General features: G+C 65.3%; 19 protein-coding genes. All 19 read right to left on the minus strand.

The window, feature by feature from the left end:
• The 19 genes from ACSQ3O_RS17370 to ACSQ3O_RS17460 all read right to left on the minus strand — a co-directional run bounded on the left by ACSQ3O_RS17370 (position 1) and on the right by ACSQ3O_RS17460 (position 20,758).
• On the minus strand, positions 1–6,771 hold the full coding sequence (locus ACSQ3O_RS17370) for a hypothetical protein (protein ID WP_436139836.1): 6,771 nt from the start codon (positions 6,769–6,771) through the stop codon (positions 1–3).
• On the minus strand, positions 6,768–8,939 hold the full coding sequence (locus tag ACSQ3O_RS17375; RefSeq protein WP_436139837.1) for a transglycosylase SLT domain-containing protein: 2,172 nt from the start codon (positions 8,937–8,939) through the stop codon (positions 6,768–6,770). Before ACSQ3O_RS17375 ends, ACSQ3O_RS17370 begins: the two co-directional genes overlap by 4 nt.
• A 2-nt stretch (positions 8,940–8,941) precedes the next feature.
• A complete protein-coding gene (locus ACSQ3O_RS17380; protein WP_291466673.1) occupies positions 8,942–9,520 on the minus strand; it encodes a virion core protein, T7 gp14 family in 579 nt (192 codons plus the stop codon).
• 58 nt (positions 9,521–9,578) lie between these two features.
• Positions 9,579–11,633, minus strand: a complete 2,055-nt coding sequence (locus tag ACSQ3O_RS17385) for a hypothetical protein (protein ID WP_436139838.1) — start codon at positions 11,631–11,633, stop codon at positions 9,579–9,581.
• Between the two features lie 2 nt (positions 11,634–11,635).
• Positions 11,636–12,244 (minus strand): hypothetical protein, encoded by a 609-nt coding sequence (locus ACSQ3O_RS17390; RefSeq protein WP_436139839.1) that lies wholly within the window; start codon positions 12,242–12,244, stop codon positions 11,636–11,638.
• Positions 12,245–12,307: 63 nt separating this feature from the next.
• The gene (locus ACSQ3O_RS17395; RefSeq protein ID WP_436139840.1) at positions 12,308–12,580 is read right to left on the minus strand and encodes a HeH/LEM domain-containing protein; all 273 of its coding nucleotides are present in this window, start codon (positions 12,578–12,580) and stop codon (positions 12,308–12,310) included.
• Between the two features lie 12 nt (positions 12,581–12,592).
• Complete coding sequence (locus ACSQ3O_RS17400) at positions 12,593–13,015, minus strand: Bbp16 family capsid cement protein (RefSeq protein WP_291466669.1); 423 nt, start codon at positions 13,013–13,015, stop codon at positions 12,593–12,595.
• Positions 13,016–13,034: 19 nt separating this feature from the next.
• On the minus strand, positions 13,035–14,147 hold the full coding sequence (locus ACSQ3O_RS17405; protein ID WP_436139841.1) for a major capsid protein: 1,113 nt from the start codon (positions 14,145–14,147) through the stop codon (positions 13,035–13,037).
• An 18-nt stretch (positions 14,148–14,165) separates the two neighbouring features.
• Entirely contained in the window at positions 14,166–14,843 is a 678-nt protein-coding gene (locus tag ACSQ3O_RS17410; RefSeq protein ID WP_436139842.1) for a protease, read from the minus strand.
• A complete protein-coding gene (locus ACSQ3O_RS17415; RefSeq protein ID WP_436139843.1) occupies positions 14,830–15,147 on the minus strand; it encodes an endopeptidase in 318 nt (105 codons plus the stop codon). Before ACSQ3O_RS17415 ends, ACSQ3O_RS17410 begins: the two co-directional genes overlap by 14 nt.
• 44 nt (positions 15,148–15,191) lie before the next feature.
• Complete coding sequence (locus tag ACSQ3O_RS17420) at positions 15,192–16,859, minus strand: portal protein (RefSeq protein ID WP_436139844.1); 1,668 nt, start codon at positions 16,857–16,859, stop codon at positions 15,192–15,194.
• Positions 16,859–17,179 carry a hypothetical protein gene (locus tag ACSQ3O_RS17425; protein WP_291466664.1) on the minus strand — a complete coding sequence of 107 codons (321 nt, stop codon included), beginning with the start codon at positions 17,177–17,179 and terminating at the stop codon, positions 16,859–16,861. The genes ACSQ3O_RS17420 and ACSQ3O_RS17425 overlap by 1 nt, the downstream gene beginning before the upstream one ends.
• Positions 17,180–17,181: 2 nt before the next feature.
• Positions 17,182–17,643, minus strand: coding sequence for a hypothetical protein (locus tag ACSQ3O_RS17430; protein WP_436139845.1), 462 nt, complete (start codon positions 17,641–17,643; stop codon positions 17,182–17,184).
• Positions 17,640–18,101 (minus strand): GNAT family N-acetyltransferase, encoded by a 462-nt coding sequence (locus ACSQ3O_RS17435; RefSeq protein WP_291466662.1) that lies wholly within the window; start codon positions 18,099–18,101, stop codon positions 17,640–17,642. Before ACSQ3O_RS17435 ends, ACSQ3O_RS17430 begins: the two co-directional genes overlap by 4 nt.
• Before the next feature lie 42 nt (positions 18,102–18,143).
• Positions 18,144–19,601 (minus strand): terminase, encoded by a 1,458-nt coding sequence (locus tag ACSQ3O_RS17440; RefSeq protein ID WP_436139846.1) that lies wholly within the window; start codon positions 19,599–19,601, stop codon positions 18,144–18,146.
• A gap of 7 nt (positions 19,602–19,608) precedes the next feature.
• Positions 19,609–20,058: a terminase gene (locus tag ACSQ3O_RS17445; RefSeq protein ID WP_436139847.1), complete on the minus strand. Its 450-nt coding sequence runs from the start codon at positions 20,056–20,058 to the stop codon at positions 19,609–19,611.
• A 14-nt stretch (positions 20,059–20,072) separates the two neighbouring features.
• On the minus strand, positions 20,073–20,315 hold the full coding sequence (locus ACSQ3O_RS17450; RefSeq protein WP_436139848.1) for a hypothetical protein: 243 nt from the start codon (positions 20,313–20,315) through the stop codon (positions 20,073–20,075).
• Between the two features lie 5 nt (positions 20,316–20,320).
• On the minus strand, positions 20,321–20,515 hold the full coding sequence (locus ACSQ3O_RS17455) for a hypothetical protein (protein WP_436139849.1): 195 nt from the start codon (positions 20,513–20,515) through the stop codon (positions 20,321–20,323).
• A gap of 9 nt (positions 20,516–20,524) precedes the next feature.
• On the minus strand, positions 20,525–20,758 hold the full coding sequence (locus ACSQ3O_RS17460; RefSeq protein WP_436139850.1) for a hypothetical protein: 234 nt from the start codon (positions 20,756–20,758) through the stop codon (positions 20,525–20,527).
• Positions 20,759–20,761 lie beyond the last annotated feature (3 nt).

The following is a 20,761-nucleotide window of genomic DNA, read 5'->3' on the forward strand; positions in this document are numbered from 1 at the left end:
CTACCTTTTCTCCTGAAACCCGAAGACCACGGCCGCAGGGTTTTCGGTCTTCCCTTCTGCCAGCGCGTTGACGCCAGTGATCGTGCGATTGGCCTGCGCGCTGGGCAGCCCGAAGAGATCGCCAACGACATTGATCGCGGCTTTGCGAAACGCGGTGTCGAATTCGCCCTGGTGCACCTGCTTGGCCAGCGTGCCGGTGTCTGAAACCAGCCGCAGGCCAGCGGGGCCGGTGTAGTCCCGGCCCATGTCATTGGCGCCGCTCACCGTCTTGGCCGCCTCTCCAAACTCGCGCACCACCACCATGAGGCCCATCAGGTAGTCGATCTGGTTGGCCAGCAGCTTTTTGGCGATCTTCTCCCAGTCGTCATCCCCTGAATCCCCAGGGGTGAGCGCGTTCTTCAGGAAGTACCCCAGCACGGCGGGCACCACGTACAGCATGGCGTAGTCCACCGCCAGCTTGCCCTTCTTGGCGGCGGTGTCGGCCGTCATGGTTTGCGCCACCCCGAGGTTCAGGGCCGTGTTCATGAAGGAGTAGTAGACCGTGAACAGGCGTTGTGCGGGACCACCGCGCTCCATGGCCGACAGATCCTTGGTCTGCCCGCCCCCCTGGGCATCGATCACCGCCTGATCGGCCAGCGCCACCGCGCGGTTTTCATCGTTGCCCTCGGCCGTGGCCTTCTCGTAGGCACCCCACCAGGTCGGCAGGTCCACCACCTGCTGGCAGCGCATCATCAGGAAGTAGGCATAGCGCCCCACGTACTCGTTGAAAGCGCTCTGGTCCTGCACTTGGTTGCGCAGCTCGTTCAGCTCGCGGAAGCGGGTGCGGGCCCGGTTCTCCATGAAGGCGGATCGCCCGTTGATGTCGCGCGCCAAGTCCCTGGGGTGGGCGATGTACCGCGCCACCCCACGGCCGATCCAACCCACACCCACCCGGGTGATGGACTGGGTCAGGCCCAGGGGCTGGATCAGCGCGCTGACCACGTTGAAGCCCAGGCCGGCCGCGCTGACGCCCTGGCGCAGCCGGGACAGCGCCTGGTCCACTGCCGCGTCGCTGCCCTTCTCACCCTCGGCCACGTCCTGCACCCAGCTCTTGAACTGCTGCTTGACCTCGGGGCCATAGTGCTCACGGATCACGGTGTCGATGGTGTTGGAACGCAGCAGCCGGTTCGCGTCGATCAGCCACTCATGCCAGGCCAAATCGTGGATCACGTCGTTGACCCCGCCGTACATCCCCGACAGCGTGTAGAGCAGCGGTCGCCCGGACACCTCCTCCACCCGGGACTTGGTGAAGCTGCGCCGCGTAGTGGCCGTTGTGTAGGCGCCTTGCATCTGGCGCTTGGCGCCCTCGGCGTCAGCATGCTGCTCCGCGCGCTGGCTGGCGGCCGGGTCGTACTTGATGGGGTAGTACCCGCCGCGCAACGTCAGCGTCTGCCCGTCCTGCGTGGTGATGGCCAGCGGCGAGGGCTCCACCCAAGCGGGCTCCTTGCCATACACGCGCAACTCCTTGGCGGCGATTTGCGGGCGGTAGCTCTCGAAATGGTCCCAGACCGCCTGCACGGTTTGCCATTCCTGCGCCGTGAGCGACTGCAGCACCGGGCCGATCTGCGCGCGGGTCCAGCCCTCGCCCCCCAGCAGGCGCTGGATGTTCCCCTCGTTGCCCATGTTCAGGGCGATTGCGATCCGAGACTCGCGGTTCAGGCTGCGCCGGATGGATGGGAAATACTGCCCCTTGCCGCCCATTTTCCCCAGGGCAAACACCGGGGCCATGATTTCCGCCAGGCGGGCCGTGGCCTCTGCACGCATGGTGGTCTCCATGTCGCCCCGCTCGTTCGCGCTGCGCAGGAAGTATTCCCATACCGGGCCGCCGTCCTTGCCCCCGTCCATCACCCGCGCCCAGGTCGCCACCTTGATGTGGGCAGCCCAGAAGCGCTTGAGCCCTTGCACCGCCCGCCCCGCGTTGGTGGTGGGCGTGCGCGTGTCAGCCTGCCGCCCCTGGGCATGCTCGGCAATGCCTGCCGCAATCTCGTCGCGCGCCGCCTGGTAGCTGCGCTGGTCGGCCGCCGTGAGCAGTTTGTTCTTGAGGCGGCCCAGGTGCTCAATCTGCCGGATGGTGTCCACCAGCCCACGGAACTCCTCGACAGTGAGGTTCTTGTAGGACGTGCGGTAGGCCTCATTCTCCAGCTGCGCGGGAATGTCGGGCTCCAGGCCGGCCTCGCGCTGGGTGGCCAGCCATTGGGCCAGCGCCGTGCGCTTGTCCACGGCCTTCAGGCTTTGGCCCTTGCGCAGGTCGAAGCGCTCCAGCAGGTTGGCGATCTGCTCGGCATAGTCGGCATCGAGCGACTTGATGTCGCCGTCGAACTTCTTCAGGTAGCGAAGGCCCCGGTCGATCTCGTCCAGCGCGTTGTGCGCGGCCCGCGTGGCATGGTGCTGGATCAGCTGGTTTCGTTTCTCGGCCGCCGCCTGGGCCAGGTCGCCCGCCTTGGCCGCCCGCTCTGCCGCCTTGGCGGCGCGCACCTCGGCGCCAGCGTATTGCCCAGTGCGCACAGCGCGGACTTGCAGGCGGGCGATCATGTCGGCGGCGAAGGTCTTGGCCGCATCCGAAAGCACGCGGCTCTCGCCCGTGGCCTTGGCCAGCGCGTTCGCCTCGGTCGCCAGCAACCGTGCGCGCACGTCGTTGTGGATGGCCTGGTCGGCCGCCCGCTCGATGGCCTCGGGCGTGGCAAGGTCGCCGTGGCGCTCCAGCATCAGCAAGTCGGTCAGGTTCTCGATGGCTTCGCTGGGCGGGACGGCCTCGGCCAGTGCGCGCACCATTTCATCGCCCGAGGTGAACGCAGCCTGACCTTCAGCGGTCAGGATCAGCTCGGCGGCCACATCAGGGTGCAGGCCATCCGGTGCGGTCATCTTTCGCTCCTTCAGCAGGGCGACGACCTCGGCGGGCACACCCAGGCCGCTCAGGGCGGCCAGGTCCAGCCGCGCAGCCGATAGGGCGGCGGGGTTTGCGAAGCCGGGTGCCTCGGGCTCAAACTGCGCGCTGTAGTCGAAGGCGGCGGAATACTGCGGGCTACCACCGATCTCTGAGGCGATCTTGTCTTCCAGGTCGTGCAGGTCGTGCTTTCCATGCTCGTCGCGAGGCAGGTAGCCATACTCCGTTAGCGCCTCGGCCATGCTGTCGGCGGTCATCCCGCCGGTCTTGCGGAAAACCGGCTTACCGAACACGCCCGACTGCGCCTTGAAGTCATCCGGGTGCACGCCCAAGTGATTGGCTGCAGACTCTCGCGACAAACCACCCAGCTTGGCAATGGCCACCAGCAGCGAGTCCATGGAGGGGTCGATCCGGTTGGGGTCCGACTTTGGGCGGTAATCAGGGTCAAGTGGCGCGGGGTTCTGTTGCTCCCATTTTTGTAGCGCCGCACGGGTCGCCGCATCGATAGCTGCAGTCTCGCGCTTGAGAACCTTGGCCTGCGCCTTGGCGGCGCTATCCGCCTTCCGGTACTTGATCTGGCCTTCATCCGACTGCTGCCAGACCATGGCCTGGGCCTGCTCGATGGCGTCGGTTTCGGCAGTCTTCCGCTGGGCATTCCATTCAGCCAGGGCCTCGCGATAGGCTGCGCGGGCAGCGTCAGCGGGTAGCATGTCATCACGCGAGATTCGACCCGACAGCAGCTGCCACGCCTGATACACCGGCTGCCTCATGACCTCGCGGCGGGCGTCAATTTGCGCCTCGGCGCGCAAGTCCTTGGCCTCCCGCTGCAGGCGCTTGAGCATCCGCCCCCGCGCGTTGTGCAGCCACTGCATGTCGCGCAGCCCGCGTGCCTGCAGCTCCTCGGTGGCGGTGTTGGTGGCATCCAACCCCAGTGCCTGGTAGGCAGCGAACGCCTCGGGCGTCATGCCGGCCTGATCGGGAGTGGCGAACAACGGCATCATGCTGCGCCCCTGCTCGGCCAGCGCGATCTCTTCGCTGGTGGCCAGCATGCGGTCGAACACGCTGCGCACCTCGGGCGTCAACTCCACGTTGAGCGCCTTGAAATTCTTGTACACAGCCACCAGCCACGCGCGAAAGCGCTGGAACAGGCCCTGCAGTTCGATGCTGGGCGCCTTCCCCTCGAACAAGTACGCCTCGAAGCCTCGCGCGAATTGTTCATGGTGCGCACGGCGCTCCTCGAAATCGAGGTTGTGCCACTCGGCCAGGCTCTGGATGCCAAACCAGTCCAGAACGGCGCGTGCGTCGGCAAGGATCTGGGCTTCGTCGGGCTGGTTGGTGTCGTCCCCAAAGGCATCAGCCTCATGCTGCAGGCGCGAAGCCATGTCCATCTGCACCTCAAGAAAGAAGTGCCCCGTCTCATGCAGGAACGTGGACAGGTCCGCAGCCTTGAGCAGCGCAATGGTGTTGGTTGCGGGGTTGAAGCTGCCGCGCGCTGCCTGGTTGAGCGTTTCGCCCGCTGGCCCTACAATCCCATCCATGCCCCCATACGTTTCGGACGTTAGCTTGGCGACAGCCCGCTTCACGGCGGTCTGGGCATCAACCGATGGGGGATACTTCCACAGCGTGGCTCCACGCACATTCTGGCGCTTGCTGGAAACCAACCCGGTGTAAACCACCGTCCCATCCTCATACTGCTTGGCGAACACAACGCCCCGCACCTTCTCCGGCCCTACTTCCGCCGGAACTGAAACGTTGGCGTCGATGGCGTCATAGCCCGTGACGATCTCGGGGATGCGCGCCACGTCTGCGCCCGTCACGGCAACCTGCCCGCGTGACGCTTCGGCGGCTTCGTTGCCGTGGTTTTTGCGAATGTGATCGACCCGGCTTCGGTCCACCGAATGCGAATACCCTGCCAGCTCCGGCGCGTCCTGCGCCAGCTTGCCCCCCAGGTCCGTCCAGAACACAGCGTTGGTGTCACCCTTCGGTGCGCCCCACAGTTTCGCCGCGTCCTGCCCAGTGGTGGAGTGTGCCCACCCCTTGGGCGGATGGGCTGCCAGAGCCTGGTCAAATTGCTGACCATCCACCACGGATTCAGCCACTACCCGCAACGGGTAGCGCTCGAAAAGCGCCTCGGGCGTCATGCCCAGCTTGGCGGACTGCACTGCGTAGAAGCTGCCCACCATCGCCGCATAGGCGTCGTTCGCCTGGGGCGTGAAGCGGCCCGCCGTGTCCAGCTGGGTTTTCACGTTGGCGCGCACGGCGTCGGCCGACTGCTTGAACGTGCTGTCGCCCTCCTGCTGCTGCAATGCCTGCTCTACCTGGGCTTTCAATTCGTCGGCCCGGGTGTCCATGAAGTGCTGGGCCTCAGCCCGGCTGAACCCCTCGGGATCGGTCTTGATGTGATCGACCAGGCTCTGGGCGTACTCGCTGCCCGCAATGCGGCTGGCATATTCCTGCACCGGGATTGCAATCTGCCCACCAACCTGCAGCGCTTGGGGCAGCTGTGCGGCCACCGCCGGGGACACAGCCGCAAGTTGCTCGGCCATGCCAGATTGCATGAGCGTCTGAGCGTCGATGAAAACCTGTGTGGCCGGGCCGCCCTCTGCCGCGCTGGCAACGAATTGCTCGAAGGTTTCAGGATCGCGGGCCAGCACCTTGTCAGCTTTGGCAAGGTCCGTCAGTTGCTGGAGCAGCTGAGCCTGCTGCTCGGAGGCCTGCGCGCGCCGCGCTTTCTCTTCGTCCCCGGTGATGACGCTGTCGATGCCGCGCATCACCGCCACATTGCCCCCCACCCCGACCAGCGTGGCGATCAGGGTCTGGGCTGCGGCGCTGGGGCGCTCTTCGAGGTACGAGGAAAAAGGTTTCTCTGGGTGCAGAACGGCCCACTCGTTCAGATCCTGCAGCACGGTGGCGATTTGCTCGCCGGGAACCTCCAGGGCGGACTGGTGGCCCAGCGTTTTGAGCAAGGATGAGCCCGCCCGCACATCGCCCAGCAGCCGCGACACCGGAAGCTTCTCGGTGGCGTACTCGATGGCGGCCTGCGATGCGCCGAAAGTGAGCGAAGGCACAACCCCCACCCCTTTGTCGCGCGCCTCGCCGTAGGCCTGCCCGCCCACTGGTGCTGTCATGGCGGCCATCGCTGCAGGTTGGCCACCGGGGAGGAACGCCAGTGGCAGGGCCGCCATGTTGCTGGCAAGTGATGCAAAGCCGGAGAAAACACCCGACTCCACCAGCCCCTCCGCCCGGGGCATGGACGCCTTTGCCTGCGCTTCGATGCTCTGGCGGTAGCGTGCCAGCCCTTCCGCCGTGGCGCGCAGTGGGTTACCAGGCAGGACACGCCCCACCAGCGGATCGGCCAGCGGTGCGGCCATGTCAAAAGGAGCCTGGGCTAGGCCCACCACCCCGGCGCTGGCGCGTTGCAGCCCGGACAGGCCAGCGCTCCCAGCGCGGCCCACGTCGCTGGCGAACCCACCACGCGCCGCCCCGGGGGCGCTGACCGCATATTTCGCGGCCCCTCCCAAAGCGGTGAGCACGCCCTCAATCCCGCTGAAGCTGTCCACGTTGTCGTGCGCAATCTTCGCTTGGTCCACGTCGGCAAGGATGGCCGCCGTGGCCGGAGACATCGCGGCCAGCCGGTCGAAATCCATGGAGCCCATGCGGTCCTGGCGTTTCATCTCCTGGGGAAGATTGAAGGCCGTATCCACTGGGACACCTGTGCGCTTGGCCACGCGCCGCGCTTCGGCGTAGGCCTCGGGGTTTGTGTCAACCGCTGCTGCAAACCCGATGCGGGCGGCCTGGGCGGGCTCGGGCTGCAGAGACTGGGTGATGAGGTCGTCGTATTCGTTCATTTGCGTGCGATCTGGCGTTTCCAGTAGATGTCCATGACCTGGGCGTCTGTGGGTTTCTCCACCCCCTGGCGCTTGTAGGCCGCCTCAATGGCGGTTCGCTCCTGGCTGGGGATGTCCCCGACTTTCATCGTCAGCATTGGTCCCGAGGAGTTGGAGAAGAACCCTCGGAACGTGGCATTGCGGGCGAAGAGCCCATCAACGTGCTGCGCCACCTCGGCGTCGGTGAACTTCTTGCCGGCCTCGCGCTGGGCCGTCATGAAGTAGTCGTTGACGAACTTGCGGATTCCGCCGATGCGCGCCGCGTCCTTGCCGCCGTCGTCCTTGGGCGTGGGGTCGATGCCCAGCACGCGCAGGCGCTCGTCCATTACCTGCTTGATGCCCTGGCTGTTGAGATCGCCCGGGCCATTGCTGCCAGGGGCGGCGCCCGTGCGCTTGGCGCGCTCGGCGCTGAAGTGCTTGTAATCAGCCTCGGACAGCTCGCGCCGCAGGGCGAAAAACTGCGCATCGGAGAGCGCGGCCAGCTTCTCAGGGTGCGAGGTCAGGTCGTTGTAGAGCCACAGGCTGGTGGAGTCATCGCCCTTGGACACCTTCTGAGCGAAGCCCATCAGGCTGTCCACCTCCTTCGGGGGCACGGCCGCACGCACGCTCGCCGGGAGTTCCGTGAAGCGCCCCCCGTTCTGGATGATCCCGCGCATGGCCGTGGCCACCGCCTCTTCGTCCCGCTGCTTGATGGCCTTGGTCTGTTCCTCAAAGCGGCGCGCGGCCTCATCCCGGGCCACCTTGTAGCGATTGGGGTTTCCAGCCAGGCGGGGGTCGCTGCGCAGCTGGTCGTCAATTTCCTGAAACGTGGGGCGCTGCGCCTGGCCCTGCCCGGCCTCGAACTCGCGCATGTTCTTCTCGACGTAGGCCTGGGTTTCCTTGGGCATGTACTGCAGCCAGGGCACGGCCTTCAGGCTGCCGTCCACTTTCGCGAAGTCCGCGGACTGGGCGGCCTTCTTCATGGCGTCCTGCAGGCGGCCCGGGCCAGCGTTGTAGGCGGCGTAGGCCTTGGCCAGGTCGCCCCCGTTGTCCTGCAGCTGTTTCTGGAAGTAGGCCATGCCGATGGCCTTGTTGTAGGCCGGATCGTTTTTGTACTTGGCCTCATCCCACTCCAGTCCCGCGAGTCTGGCGGCATCCGGCCCAGTGCCGGGCATCACCTGCGCGATGCCCACCGCCCCCTTGGGCGAGGTCAGTGGTTTGCCGTCGGCGCCAAACTGCCGGTGGTTCGACTCCGTGCCAAGCGCCACATTGAAGGCGCGCTCAGCTTCGCTGGTCTGGATGCGTGGCTGCATGCGGGTCACAACATCCGCCGCAGCTGCCACGCCGACCTGGGCATCCATGGTCTTCGTGATGAGCCCACGCGCGGCCAGGATGTCATCCATATCCATCTGGCCTGAATACTTCTTCAGGTAGCCGTCTGCATAAGCAACGTTGTTGTTTTCAATGGCCGCCTTCAGCGCAGTCCTGTGCCCGTCACTTGTGAGCTTGCGCGCTTGTGCGTCCTGCCACTCTGCGGACTTGCCCAGTAGCTGGGCCTGCCGGTAAGTCTCCGCACGGATGCGCTCCACGGCAGAACTCACTGCATCGGGATTGTTCCAGTTCAGCTCAATGTCGCGTTTGGCAGTCGCCTGTATCCCCTCGGTGACAGAGAGCGCATAAGTCTTGTATTCCTGCGCCTCATGCTGGATGGCCTGGCCGCGAAACGAGGTCAGGATGTCGTTGGAGTGCATCGCGAAGGCCTGGCGCTGCGCGGGGTTGCCCAGCGTGCCAGCGATCTCGTCCACCTGGCGCTTGAGGTTTTCGCTGTACTCGTCGGCCAGCGGCTTGCCGTCAGGGCGCTGCAGGGCGTTCACGCCCTTGAGCGCAGAGAAGCCCGCATCCTTGTCGTAGGTGAGGCGCAGCGCCGCCTCCTTGGCGCGGTTCAGGGCGTCATCGACCCGCAGCTGGTTGGCCTGCTGCTCCATATCGGTAGCCATCTGGCCCAAGGCCTGTCCGGCACCGGCCATGGCCCGCCCCATCTGCTGGGCCTGCTGGCCCGCAACATCAGGCAAATCCGGCGCGTTGATGCGCGCCTGTGGCAGGGCCGACGGTGCGGCCTGGAAGCTGTCATAGGTTGGAACGCGGGGCATGCTCAGTTCCTCCCCCACTTGTAGGTGTCACCCCAGTTGTCCTGCGGCGCGAGTGCGCCAGCCTTGCCCAGTGCGTACCAGCTACCTGCCACGCTCCCGGCACTACCCAGCAAGGATGTGGCGGCCGAGGCCACGGGGCTGATTGCGCTGGCCGTGGCCCGCTTGCCCAGGGCCTCGTTTTGGTAGTTCACGGCCTGGGTGCGGTAGCCCCAGGCACTGCGTACGGCGTTGGCCTGGATGGTGTTGGAGTCGATCTCCTTCATGATGTCCGTGCTGGCCTGAATCTCGGCGGCGTTGCCCGCGCCCAGGTCCACGCCATTCGCAGCCAAGGCCACGCGCTGGCCGCTCTTGAGCTGCCCGGCCTTGAGGGTGAGCGATGCGACTTGCTGCTCACCCTGCTGCAGGGCCGACTGGGCGCCCAGCTCGGCGATGCGGGCATTGGTGTCGGCAATCGCGGCCTGTCCGCGCAAGGCGGTTCGTTGCGACGCCGCGCCGTAGTAGCTGCCAACGGTGGACATGGCTGCGCCGCCGATCTGGCCAATCAGCGCGGCGGATGCCATCTGGCTTGAGGAAAATCCCATGCTGTTCTCCGGGAGGATGCGGCATGGTGCGCGGCAAACCCGCTGCTACGTGCAACCCCTACGAGCCGCCCAGCGCCACCTCGGCGACCAGCGAAACCACGGTGAGTGGCAATGGGTACGGCTGGCGGACAAACACTTGCCCGCTCTGCCCCCAGCTGGGCGTCAGAGTGACATCGATCACATCCGTTCTGAGCCCAGGCGGCGCACCGAACACCTCAGTGGTGCGCTGCTTGGCCTCCGTCAGCTTGTCCTCGGAAGGGCCCACGAAGATCCCGGACGAACGGAACACCCGCAGGGATACCTTGTTGATTGCCTTGATCCACCCCTGGCCGAAGCTGCCGTCCTGCAGCTGCAGCGCGAGGGGAAGCGTCTCCAGATCCGCCTCGATGGGCAAGCCCACATGGATCACGCTGGCTGGGGCCTCCAAGGAAACGCTCCCCCCACTGACCACGCGGGAGGGATGCACCGCACCATCGGCCAGGATGCTGACCGTCTTACCCTCAAGGTGCCAAAGGCCTACGACGGTGGATGCAGGCGCTCCCGAGTAGGTGGCGCCGCTGTCAACGAAAAACGCATCGCTCGGGGTATCAAACTGTCGGGATGCCATGCGCTCAACGTACCGTACCGACACGCCCCCGATGACTCGCCGAACCACGACATAGAGCACGTCTTCTCGCCCTTCGGCCACCACCGCGCAAGACTCAAAGGTACCGTCAGTGTCGTGACGGTGCCACGCCCCCACCTGCTGCTCTGGCACATAGGTCAGGCCCAGCAGTTTGCCCGAGGTGGACACGAACCAGACGATGGGCTGCGGCGCCTGGGCATAGGCCATATCGACCACCTCCTGGCCGTCGAAGAGGTGCGCCGCGCGCAGGGACAAATCCCCGCTCACGAAGCCCTCTGCTTGGCGGTTGTAGGCCAGCTCGCGGATGTGACCGCCCCGGGCAGCCCCATAGATCAGGGTGTTGTTGATGACCACCGGCTGAACATTGGACGAGCCCACATAAGACTGCGGCCGCACGCTGATGGTGCTGGGCGTAATGGCGTCACTGTTGACCGAAGTCACGCGCCACTCCGCCGACGAGGTCATGAGCAGGAGCTGGGTTAGGGGCACGATGTGGCGGATGGTGTTCGCCTCGCGCGCAGCCACGCGGAAAGAAATCCGGTCATCGTCGCGGATGGGCAGTGAGTAGCTCATGTTCGACTCGGTGCCCGACTTGGTCATCAGGATGCCCTGCGGCTTGTTCAGCGTGCCCGCAAAGCAGCGCCGCTGCTCGAAGTACGACACCGCGCCCGGGTATTCCCCCGCCGCCTGAAACACTGGGTCATAGACGGGTGGCGTCTTGCTCAGATCCGGCGCCACGTTGTCATCGATCATGGTCAGCGCGCCGGTCTGGCCGATGTAGCCGAACACGCCAGCCGTCATCTTGTAGACGTTGTAAAGCGTGGCCCCCGCCACTGCGCTCCACGCGATCCCGTTGGTGCAGCCGGTTTCGTACAGGTTGCTGTTCACGCTGCCAAAGGCGGAAGGCGGCGACTCCGAAACGCCGTCGGCACCGATGGCAGTGACGACATAGCGGTAGGTGTACCGTGGGGTCGTGACACCGTCGGTCGTGATCACCAGGCCGGTGGGCGCGGCGACAGGGCTACCGAATGGGATGGTTACCAGCGACCAGTTGACTGCCCCCAGGCGGCGCAGCTCGCGCGGGGCGTAGCCAGGGTGCACCAGGGTCAGAACGTCGGCCGACTGCACATAGTGGATGTCGAACAGGTCTGCTTCGCTGTAGGGGTTCGCCACCTCATAGGGCACGCCGCCATCCAGCAGCGTGGCGCCCATTGTGTGGAAGCGGAAATAGCCAGCACCCAGCTCAATCACCATCGTCTGGGTAGTTGAGTAGGTGAAGGGGATCAGACGCGTGCGCTTGCTGGAGTCCTTGACGGCCCGCACGAAGGCGAAGCCCGCCCGATTTTCTGCGGGCCCCTGGGGCTTGGTGATGAAGTTGCGACACCGTGCCAGGCCGGACTGGTACTTGGCGTCATCGATGCGGCCAAACAACTCCGGCGCCACCTCACCACCGGAGAAGGAACGCTGCAGAGGGCGTGCACTGGCCATGCTCAACCCCTCGCGACGATCCAGGGCGCCGTGTGCTCCTGGCGCACCATCTGCTGGTTCGCATTGGAGGTCTTGGCGTTGGACATCGAAAGCATGAATTGCCGCAGGCAGTCTTTTGCCATGGCGCTGCCAGCCTCTCCCTTGAGGATGGGCCCGGCGAGGTGCGAGGCCAGCAGCCACCCCAGAGCATCAACAAACAGTGGTGAGAACTTGGTCGTGTCGGTGATGCGCGAGACGTAGAGCAAGCTGGCGCTGGGCAGGTTCGTCAGGATGATGGCCGCCCCTGTGTCAGTGGCCTGGGCCTCGAACGGCTGTGTTTCGGCTTGAGCCGGGGCATCTGCCGCCAGGACCGACAGCAGACGAACCGCTCCGGCGGGCTCAGCGTAGGCATATGCCCAGTTCCAAGCGGCCGTCACCTGCGGGGCCAGCATGGCGCGGCGCGTGGCGAACTTCCAGGGGTGCATCTCCAGGAGCGCATCCCGGGCGATGGGGTAGAACCGCGCGCAATGCTCGGCCTGCGCCGACCCCTCGGGCGGCTCAATGCTCGCCACGGTGGCCTCGTCACCAAGGTGGGCCAGGGCGAGGTTGCAGATATCGACTTCGGATGCCATGTGATCTCCCATGAAAAACGGAGGCGCTGGGCCTCCGTTTGCTTGATGCCCAGCCGGTGAGGGTCAGGGCTGGGTCTGAGGAGCTGCGTCCAGCAGAGCGGCCAGCTCGTCCTTTTTCGCACCATCAGGGAAGGCGATGCCCTTGGCGACCAGGGCTGCCTTGAGCTCATCGACCTTGAGGCCGTCAGAAGGCTTGGCATCGCCCTTCCCTTCGGCTGCACCCTTCTTGTCCACTGGCGTGAACCAGGAGGCCTTCTCGCCGTCAGGTACTTCGAACACATCGTCGGGTGCGCGCAGCTTGCCGAAGTAGCCCTGCTTGATTGCAATAACTTTCATAGCAGCGGCTCCTTATGCGATGCGGGGGCTGTCAGGCTTGGCCGTGTTCTGCTGGATTCCGGTCACGACCTGCGCAGAGAACTTGCCAGCAGTCAGGGGCCCGGTGCCGACGGTGTAGTACGCACGGCAATAGCGGCGCAGCTTGACCGGCATGGGGATCACCACCTGCTGGCCCAGGCCCAGCGCGGCCTTTCCGATAGCGGCAGTGGCCGCCACATCCGCAAAGGTGGAGTTGTCGGCCGAGTCCTGGATGGAGAACGTCACCGTGGCGGCACCAGCGGCAGCGGCTGCCTCACCCACAGTGAAGACCATCATGCTGCGGTCGTCCAAACCCACATCGGGGTTGGCCTGGCCGAAGTCGATGGTGTCGGTAGAGGCGGCCGAAGCCGTGACCACCTGGGCGGTGGACACCTGCAGAAGTTTGTCGATGATCATGGCGGTTTCCTTTCCTGAGTTACACCACGCGGGCTTCGGTGAGCAGCAGCGCATCGGTACGGCGGCAGGGGATGCCGTCGAACGCCACCACCTTCTTGCCAGCGATTTCTTCCATGGTCAGCGTCGAAGCCGCGACCTTGTTGGTGATCTGGCGGCGCAGGAAGCTGCGGATCTTGCGCGGCAGATAGAACACCGGGCGGCCCATGCCCACGTTGGGGATCAGCTCCACGGCCTGGGTCAACAGGTCGATCAGGTCAGCGCCCGCGCTGGCGTTCTTGGTCAGGTCCGACACATCGATGTTGGCGATGCGCACCACATAGCGCCAGTCGCGCAGCGTCAGGCCGATGTCCCACTTGTAGTGGGTACGGTAGCCCTGGTAGCGACCACCGGCCGCGTCGAAAAGGGTCTGCTCGCCCAGGTCGCGGGACTGCAGGCCGGCCGGAGAGCCCTTCGGGTAGATGCCGTGCAGGGTGTTGGGGCCCCACACCGTCAGCCAGATCGAGGCGTTGTCGCTGCCAGTGCCGCCTGCGTCCACGATGTTCATGCCGTTCTCGGCCGACAGGGTGTTGTAGCGCGGCGCCAGCCCCATGTACTTCTCGGGGTCGGCGCTGGAATCGCCATAGAACAGGGTGGTGGCCATGTTCTGGTTGATGCCTTCCACGAATGCGCGGTCTTCCGACAGACGCCACGCGGCAGAGTTGCCGTTCAGATCGGCGAGGGCCTTGTCCACCTCGGCGTAGGTTTCCAGCATGCCCATGCTGTCCTTCACGGGCACGGTGCGCGACTTCTCGGGCTGCACACCGTAGTTGAGCTTGCGCCAGGTGCCAGATGGCAGGCCGGACCGGACCGTGGTCTTGTGCTCGGTGAAGCCGTTGGCCTCGATCATGGTCATGTCATCGAGGACTTCATTGGTCTCGCTGAGCATTTCCACAATGCTCGGGTCGATCTTGCCGTCGGTGGTCATGCGAGCCGCGACATCGGCCAGGGTGGGGTTGGTGCTGGCGAGCGTTACACCCGCGAAGCCCAGCAGCGCGAGATCCTGCGCGCTGGCAATGCCGGTGTGGAAGAACAGCAGCGCAGCCGCTGCGAAGAGCAGCATTTGGACGGGATGAGATTTGAGGATGTGCTTCACGGTGGCTCCTTTTGAAAATCAGGGGTTCATGTTGGATGCGCCATACAGGCGCCGAGGGTCAGCCTGGTTGCTCTTGCCGCCCTGGCCGGCCACAAAGCGGTCTTCGCTCATGGCCTTGCCGGTGCGGTAGAACATGCGGATCACCTCGGGGTGATTGCCCAGCCCAGAGTCCTCCAGCAGCGTGCGCAGCTCGGGCGTTGCAAAGGCGTCCAGCGCCTTCTTGGCGACTGCCAGGTTTTCGCTGAGCTTGTCGCCCCCGAATTCCTTGTCGGCCTTGGAGGTGTTGGTCCACTCGGTGCGCGCCGCAGCGAACTGCTCAGCATGGCGACTGGCTATGGCCGGGGCCATCTTGTCCAGCACCTGCTGGGCTTTGTCCTGCGGCAGGTCCAGGGTTTTGGCGACCTCGGAGAACGCACTAATGACGGTGTCATCGAGCGTCACACCCTCGGGCGCCTTGAACTCGTAGCTCTCGGGCGCACCCTGCGGCTTGTCGTCCTTTTCGCCCTTCGCGGCTTCGCCCTCGGCTGGCTTCTGTGCTGGGTCGCCCTGCCCTTCGGCGGCTGGCTTCTGGCCGGACGGCTCTGGTTGGCCGCCCTCGCCCGCACCAGTAGCGGGTGGATTGGCGGCCGGGGAAGACGACGGAGCGCCCTGGTTGGGTGCTGCGGGGTCCGTCATCAGGTTTTCAGGTGATGGCATTGCTCTGTTCCTTCGCCATGGCGGTGTAAAGCTCCGGGCACACGGCGTGGATGGTGGCCAGGGTGCGCAACCCTTCGTTGCGCCCGCCTTCGTTGAACGCCATCTGCATGGCATTGGTGTTGAACGAAAGACGGAACACCCCAGCCCGATCCAGCTGACGCCACACGATGCGGCGCCCCCGCTTGCTGCCCATGAGCCACTTCAAGTCAGACTCCTCCGTATCGCGTGCCAGCTTGCCGCGCAGCTCGGTGTCAGCCGCTGCGCTCTCCTGGCCTTCGATGTCGGTGGGGTCGTAAGCACTCATGAGCCCGCAGTGTGTTTGTGGGCGGCGGAGATACGTGCACCTTTTCAGGTGTAGCCGCTGAACGCGCGTGTCACATCGGTGAGTGCGCTTTGCTGGCTGGTATCTACGCCCCCCAGCTTCGCGGCTGCGTCGGCGCCCTGACTGAGCATCTCGGCCTGCTGCTGGGCCTGCGCCGCCTGGGCGCGCTGCTGGCGGATCAGCGCCACCTTGTCGCTGGGCACGATCAGCTCAGGGTCGATTCCCAACATGTCGGCGTAGGTGTCTGCCCAGCGGTCCGCATCGAACTTGTCCATTACCTCGGGCTTGATGGAGGCGATGGTGCCGAGGCTCATCACGTAGCGGTCGATGGAATTGGTCGCGATGGCGCGCTGGGCCTGGGCCAGCATGGAGACGAACTCCACATTCAGCTCGGCGCCCTGCAGCTCCTCTGGCGGCTCGGGCACGATCCCCGCCTCCAGCATGCGCGCGAAGGTCATCTCGATCTTGGGGTCCAGGATCTCGTTGTGCATGCGCTCCAGCACCGGGCCCAGCATCAGCAGCTTTTCCTCATGGCGTTCTGCCACCTCGGTCGCTGTCATCTGCGGGTTGGTGCCGTTGGCCAGCATGAGGAACAGGTCGGCATAGAAGCTGGCCTTGATCCGCTCGCGCACGTCCTGGATGTCGGCCAGCAGGTGGGACAGGTCGATGTTGGCCTCGAACGCAGAGCGAATTCCACCGCTCGGGGTGGCCGCATCGACGTAGGAAATGCCGCCCGGCAGCGTGTCCACCTGGCTTTTCGACATCGAGGTCGGCGCCTGCAGGGGCGGCCTGACCTTGTAGTCGATGCCCTGGGCCTTGCGCAGCTGCTGGTGCTGCAGCTGCTTGATGTCGCCCAGCGCCTCCATGGCCGGGCTGTTGCCGTACACATCACCACCGGCTGCAGCCCACCGGGGGCACAGCGCCGTGAAGTCACGGAAGCCCGACTCGCTCAAGAGCCGGTCTTCGCTGCCCGCCTTCTCGAAATACACCGACTTCCAGCGCATGTTGCGGCTGTCGCGCTTGGTGGTGTCGCGCTGCGTGCGCGGCTCGATGGCGTGCATCACCGTCAGCCATTGGTCGAGGCGCCCCATGTCGTACAGGTTGCGCACCGTGCCGCTGCAGTTGGCATACCCAAACTGGCCCACCGCCTGGGCCACCGTCATCTGGAACTCGCGAAACAGGGTGTTCACCTTGCCCTCGGCATCCGTGGCAATGGCGAACTCGCCCGCCGTGAGCGGGTAGTGGTGGATCACCGTGTCGTAGTTGCTCAGGACGATGGTGCTGGCCGTGCCGAAGGCGCCCAGTTCCTCATACATCGAGTGCAGCGCGCGGTAGGTGTTCGACTTCGCAAAGACCATCTGCATGATGCGCGTGACCTCGGCCAGCCAGGCTTTCACGGCGGCGGACTCGTCCAGGTCAGGATCGGAGGTGGTCAAGCGAAACCAGGGGCGCGCCGGGCTGGTCATGCCCGCCATCATCCCAGCCGCCAGCACGCGCAGCGCACGGGTGCCGGTGTTGTCGTAGATCTTGTTGTGCCGCTTGTCGCCCTTGTTGCGGTCCTCAACGAAGAAGCGGCCAGAGCGAGGCAGCAGGCAATCGCTGATCTCCCGCCAGTGCGTCATCCAGCTGCTGCGCTCATCGCGCAGCGCCCCCCATCGTGCTGCAAGGAGTTGGCGTTCGGTCTTGCCCTGCATCACTGGCCCAGCAGAGTGTTACGGCCGAGGTTGAGCGCGCTGGCGTCCACGCCCTGCGGCCCGGTGAGCATGGTGCCCGAGGCACCACCCTTGCCCAGCAGGGATGCGGCATCAACGGCGGCCGAGGTGTTGGGGCGGCGCTGGTTGGCGCGGTTTGTCGCCTCGTCAGCAGCTTTGGCCTGCGCGTCTGCCTGGGTCTTGGCCTGGGTCTGGGCCGACTGCTGAGCCTTTTTCTGCTGCTGGCCGTTGATAGCCGAAATGGCCGTGCCTGCCACTGCTGCACCGGCCATGATGGCTGTGGCGCTGATTCCACCTGACATGGTTACTCTCCTGTGATGTTGATGTGGTTGACGGCCCCAAGCTGGCGCGAGAACAGCAGGTGCGCCTCGTCCGTGAATTCGTCCTCGGCCTCGGCAACGGTCTGGGCTTGGGTGGCGAACACCATGGTTAGACGGGTGTCGGCGTGCGCGATGAAGGCCTGGCGACGGCGCGCGCTGGCGGCCAGGACGTGGTAACCCTGCAGCTCGGCGGCGCCCTCCCCGGTGTTGACCGTGGCATGGCCATCGAACACCAACAGGGTGGGAATGCGGATGAAGGCGCCCGTGAGCACCACCCCCGCCGGGATGCAGATCGTGCGTGCATACAGGCCGCCATGCAGCACATGCTCGGTGGCGATCGGCACTTGGGGCAAACCCAACAGCACAACCTCCAGCGCGCGCACCTTCTGGATGGCCTGAGCGCTCATGGCCGGGATTCGGCTCTGCGCCACAACCAATTCGGTCATTTCAGCCCCCGAAAGAACACCAGATTCGTCGTGTGGTAGCCCACATGCGGCAGCAAGCGCTCCAGGCGCCCCCCAGCGGGTGCGGTCACATACAAGCCGCCCGCGCCTGCACGCACGGCAACGTCCTCTGCGGCGTGCAGGAGCATCAAACCCGCGCCCCCTGCCCGGTGCGCCTGGGCAACAAACAGCGTTTCGGTCGAGGCAATGACACGGCCCGCGAAGTGCAACACGGGCGTGATCAGCACCGCGCAAAACCCCGCCAGCTCGTCGCCCACAAAAACCCCCAGCGGACGCAACACACCCGCCTCGGCCAAGTGCGTGTAGCCCTGGCGGTCAGGCAACGCCCCCATCAAGCAGGGATTGCGCAGAGATTCGGCCTGGTACTCCGCACACAGCGCGGCAAACACGGGCGCGTCAAAGGCCTCATCGACGGTGATGGCGCGAACGGTGGGTTCCATGCGCGGGATGATGGTTCCCGCCCGCCCCGCTACGTGCACCCGTCAGGCGTAGGGGTCGTACTCTCCGCGCTGGCCCCGAGTGCGCAGGGCTTCCAAAGCGTGTCGCTTGACGACGGGGAAGGCGAACGACAGCACCAGCGAATCCGCGCGGTTGGGCGATGGGATGCCCCGCGCCTTCATTTCCTTCTTGGACTCGATCTGGATCTTGCCGTCCAGCCTTGGCACGATCTCGGGCGCCTGCAGCTCGTCGCGCAGCGTGGGGTCTTCTTCGATGGAGCCGCCCGCCTTGAGCCAGTCGCGGGCGGCCTTCCACATTTCCGCGCGCTTGTTGAGGCAGCCAATGTCCCCAGACGCGGCAGCGAACCACACCAGCGTCCAGTTGCGCCCCAGGCCCTGCCCCGCCGAGACAATGCCGGTGCCGTAGCCCGCATCAATGAACACGGCGTCCGCCTGCTCCTCGTCCTCAAACCTGGCGATGATCTGCGCGGCCACCAGGTCGTTGTCGTTCTTCGCCATCCGGTGCAGGATCCGGTAGACCAGCCCCTGGCGTAGCCCGATGACGAATTCATCATCCCCCTCCCAGGCAGGGTCCACGGTCAGAATCTTTGGGGCGAAGTTGTACTGCTCGGGGCGCAACACCCGCCCATAGGCGGCGGTAACGTCCGTCTCGCCGATGAACTGGCGCGCGGACATGGACGGGAACAAGCCGCGCACCCGCACCTTGAAAAAGTCCGAGTCCTCGCCATAGTCGGCCGCCCACTTGGCGATCTGCGCCTTGTTCGTGCCCTCAACCGTGCGGCTGTCGATCTGACGGTGTACCCATCGGTGTTTGAACCGACGGAAGCACTCACGGAACCGCCCAGTGTTTCGCGTGGGGTTCCCGAATGCGATCCAGATGATCTCAGTCCCTTCGTCGGTCAGCGCGCCTTCCGACACCTCCCACACCTTGTCTGCAATGGCCGAGGCCTCATCGAAGATCAGAACAATGCGCTTGCCAACGTTGTGCAGCCCGGCGAACGCCTCGGTGTTGTGCTCTGACCACGGCACGAAGTCCGCCCGCCAGCTCTTCGCGTGCGCCCTGTCTCGGGTCGCGATGCTGGTCGCCTGAACGTCGAGCCAGTGCGAGGTGATCGACATGCGTTGCCACTTCCCGACCTCGGGGGCCGTCTTGGTGCGCAGCTGGGTGTCGGTGTTGGCGGTGATGACGACTTTGCAGTCCTCGCAGGTGGACAGCGCCCAGTTCGTGATCATTCCGATCTCGGCCGACTTGCCGATGCCGTGGCCAGAAGCGACAGAAATCATCAGCGGCTGGTATCGGGTGGCCGGGTTGGACAGATGGTCCCGGATGTCGCCCATCACTTCGCGCTGCCAGGTTCGCGGGCCCGCATGCTCTGCCAGCTCGCCGCTCCCCCAGTCGTATGCCATCTCAGCCCAGCGCACCGGGTCTGTGGAGCACTGGGCAGCCAGCTCAATCAGCTCTTCATCGATGTTCGCAGCCACAGCGCCCCTACCCCGCCGCGCGGGCCCGGGCGCGAGCCAGGCGCTCGGCAAGCGAGTCATTCACCGTGAGGTCAACAGAGCGCTTCTCGCCGTACTTTTCCGGGCACCACTTCGCCAACAGCTTGAGCCGGGTTTCCACCTGCAGCTTCCGGTGCCCCAGCATGTCGCCCGTCTTGATCTTGACCTTCTCGCCGTCATCCTCGGTCTCCTCGCCGAGAACGGGCGTGTTCGCGATCTCCAGGGCTTCCTCTGCGATAGCATCGAACCCCAGTGCACGCGCGCGCGCGATGCGTGCGGCGAAGTCCTTGTCTGCCTCTATCCAGTCGTAAACGGTCCGCCATGCGGGCATGCCCGGCGCGCGGCAGATCTGGCGCAGCGGTTCCCCGTCTGCAATGCGCGCGCAAATCTCGGACTTCAAGTCCGGCTTCTTCGCGGATTTCTTTTCCCTGGTTGCCATCGGGCGATTCCACCCTACGCAGGCTCAGGGATGTGCACACGCACGAACGCGGCGGGCACCTGGCCCCGGCGCTCAAACCGGCAGATGCGGCCGATGGCCCATTTGCTGTACTCGAACTTCTCGGCCAGCACCTCGTAGCTCATCCCCTCGTCGTGCAGTTGGCGGATGAGTTCGATCTCGGCGTCCGTGGCCCGGGCGTTGTGGTGGTCCTCCCCGATGCGCAGGCCCTTGTCGTTCACGGCAACGGTTTTTTGCATGCTGCTCACCCCCGAAAATAGGCAGGCCACTCACGCTTCACGCGGGCGATCGCGCGTTCAATTGCCTTCACCCGGGCCAGTGGGTCCGCGGCGATGACTGTCTCGGCAGCCTGGCGCAGCAGCATTGCGGCGGCGGTAGGCAGCACCCGCGCCAGAGGAGCCACAGCAGCCGATTTCAGTTGATCGGTGTCAGTATTCATGGGATCCCTTCAGGTCGAAACAGATTCAGCGCGAGCGCCCTGGCGTGTGCGCATGGTCTGGCGGACAGCGTCGGCCGCCTGATGGCACTCTTCATCGCTTCCGAAGATGATCGGCACGTAGTCCATGCGTCGGTTCTCCGTGTAGGCCTGGCGGTTCTCACTGAGCATGTCGGCGATAGGTTCGATGTGCATGGCGCACTGGCTCTGGCTCCAAAGGAGCGCGTGTGTTGGTTGGTCTGACATACG

Origin of the sequence: Acidovorax sp. LjRoot74, from assembly GCF_964254355.1 — a bacterium.
Classification (GTDB): Bacteria; Pseudomonadota; Gammaproteobacteria; order Burkholderiales; family Burkholderiaceae_C; genus Acidovorax.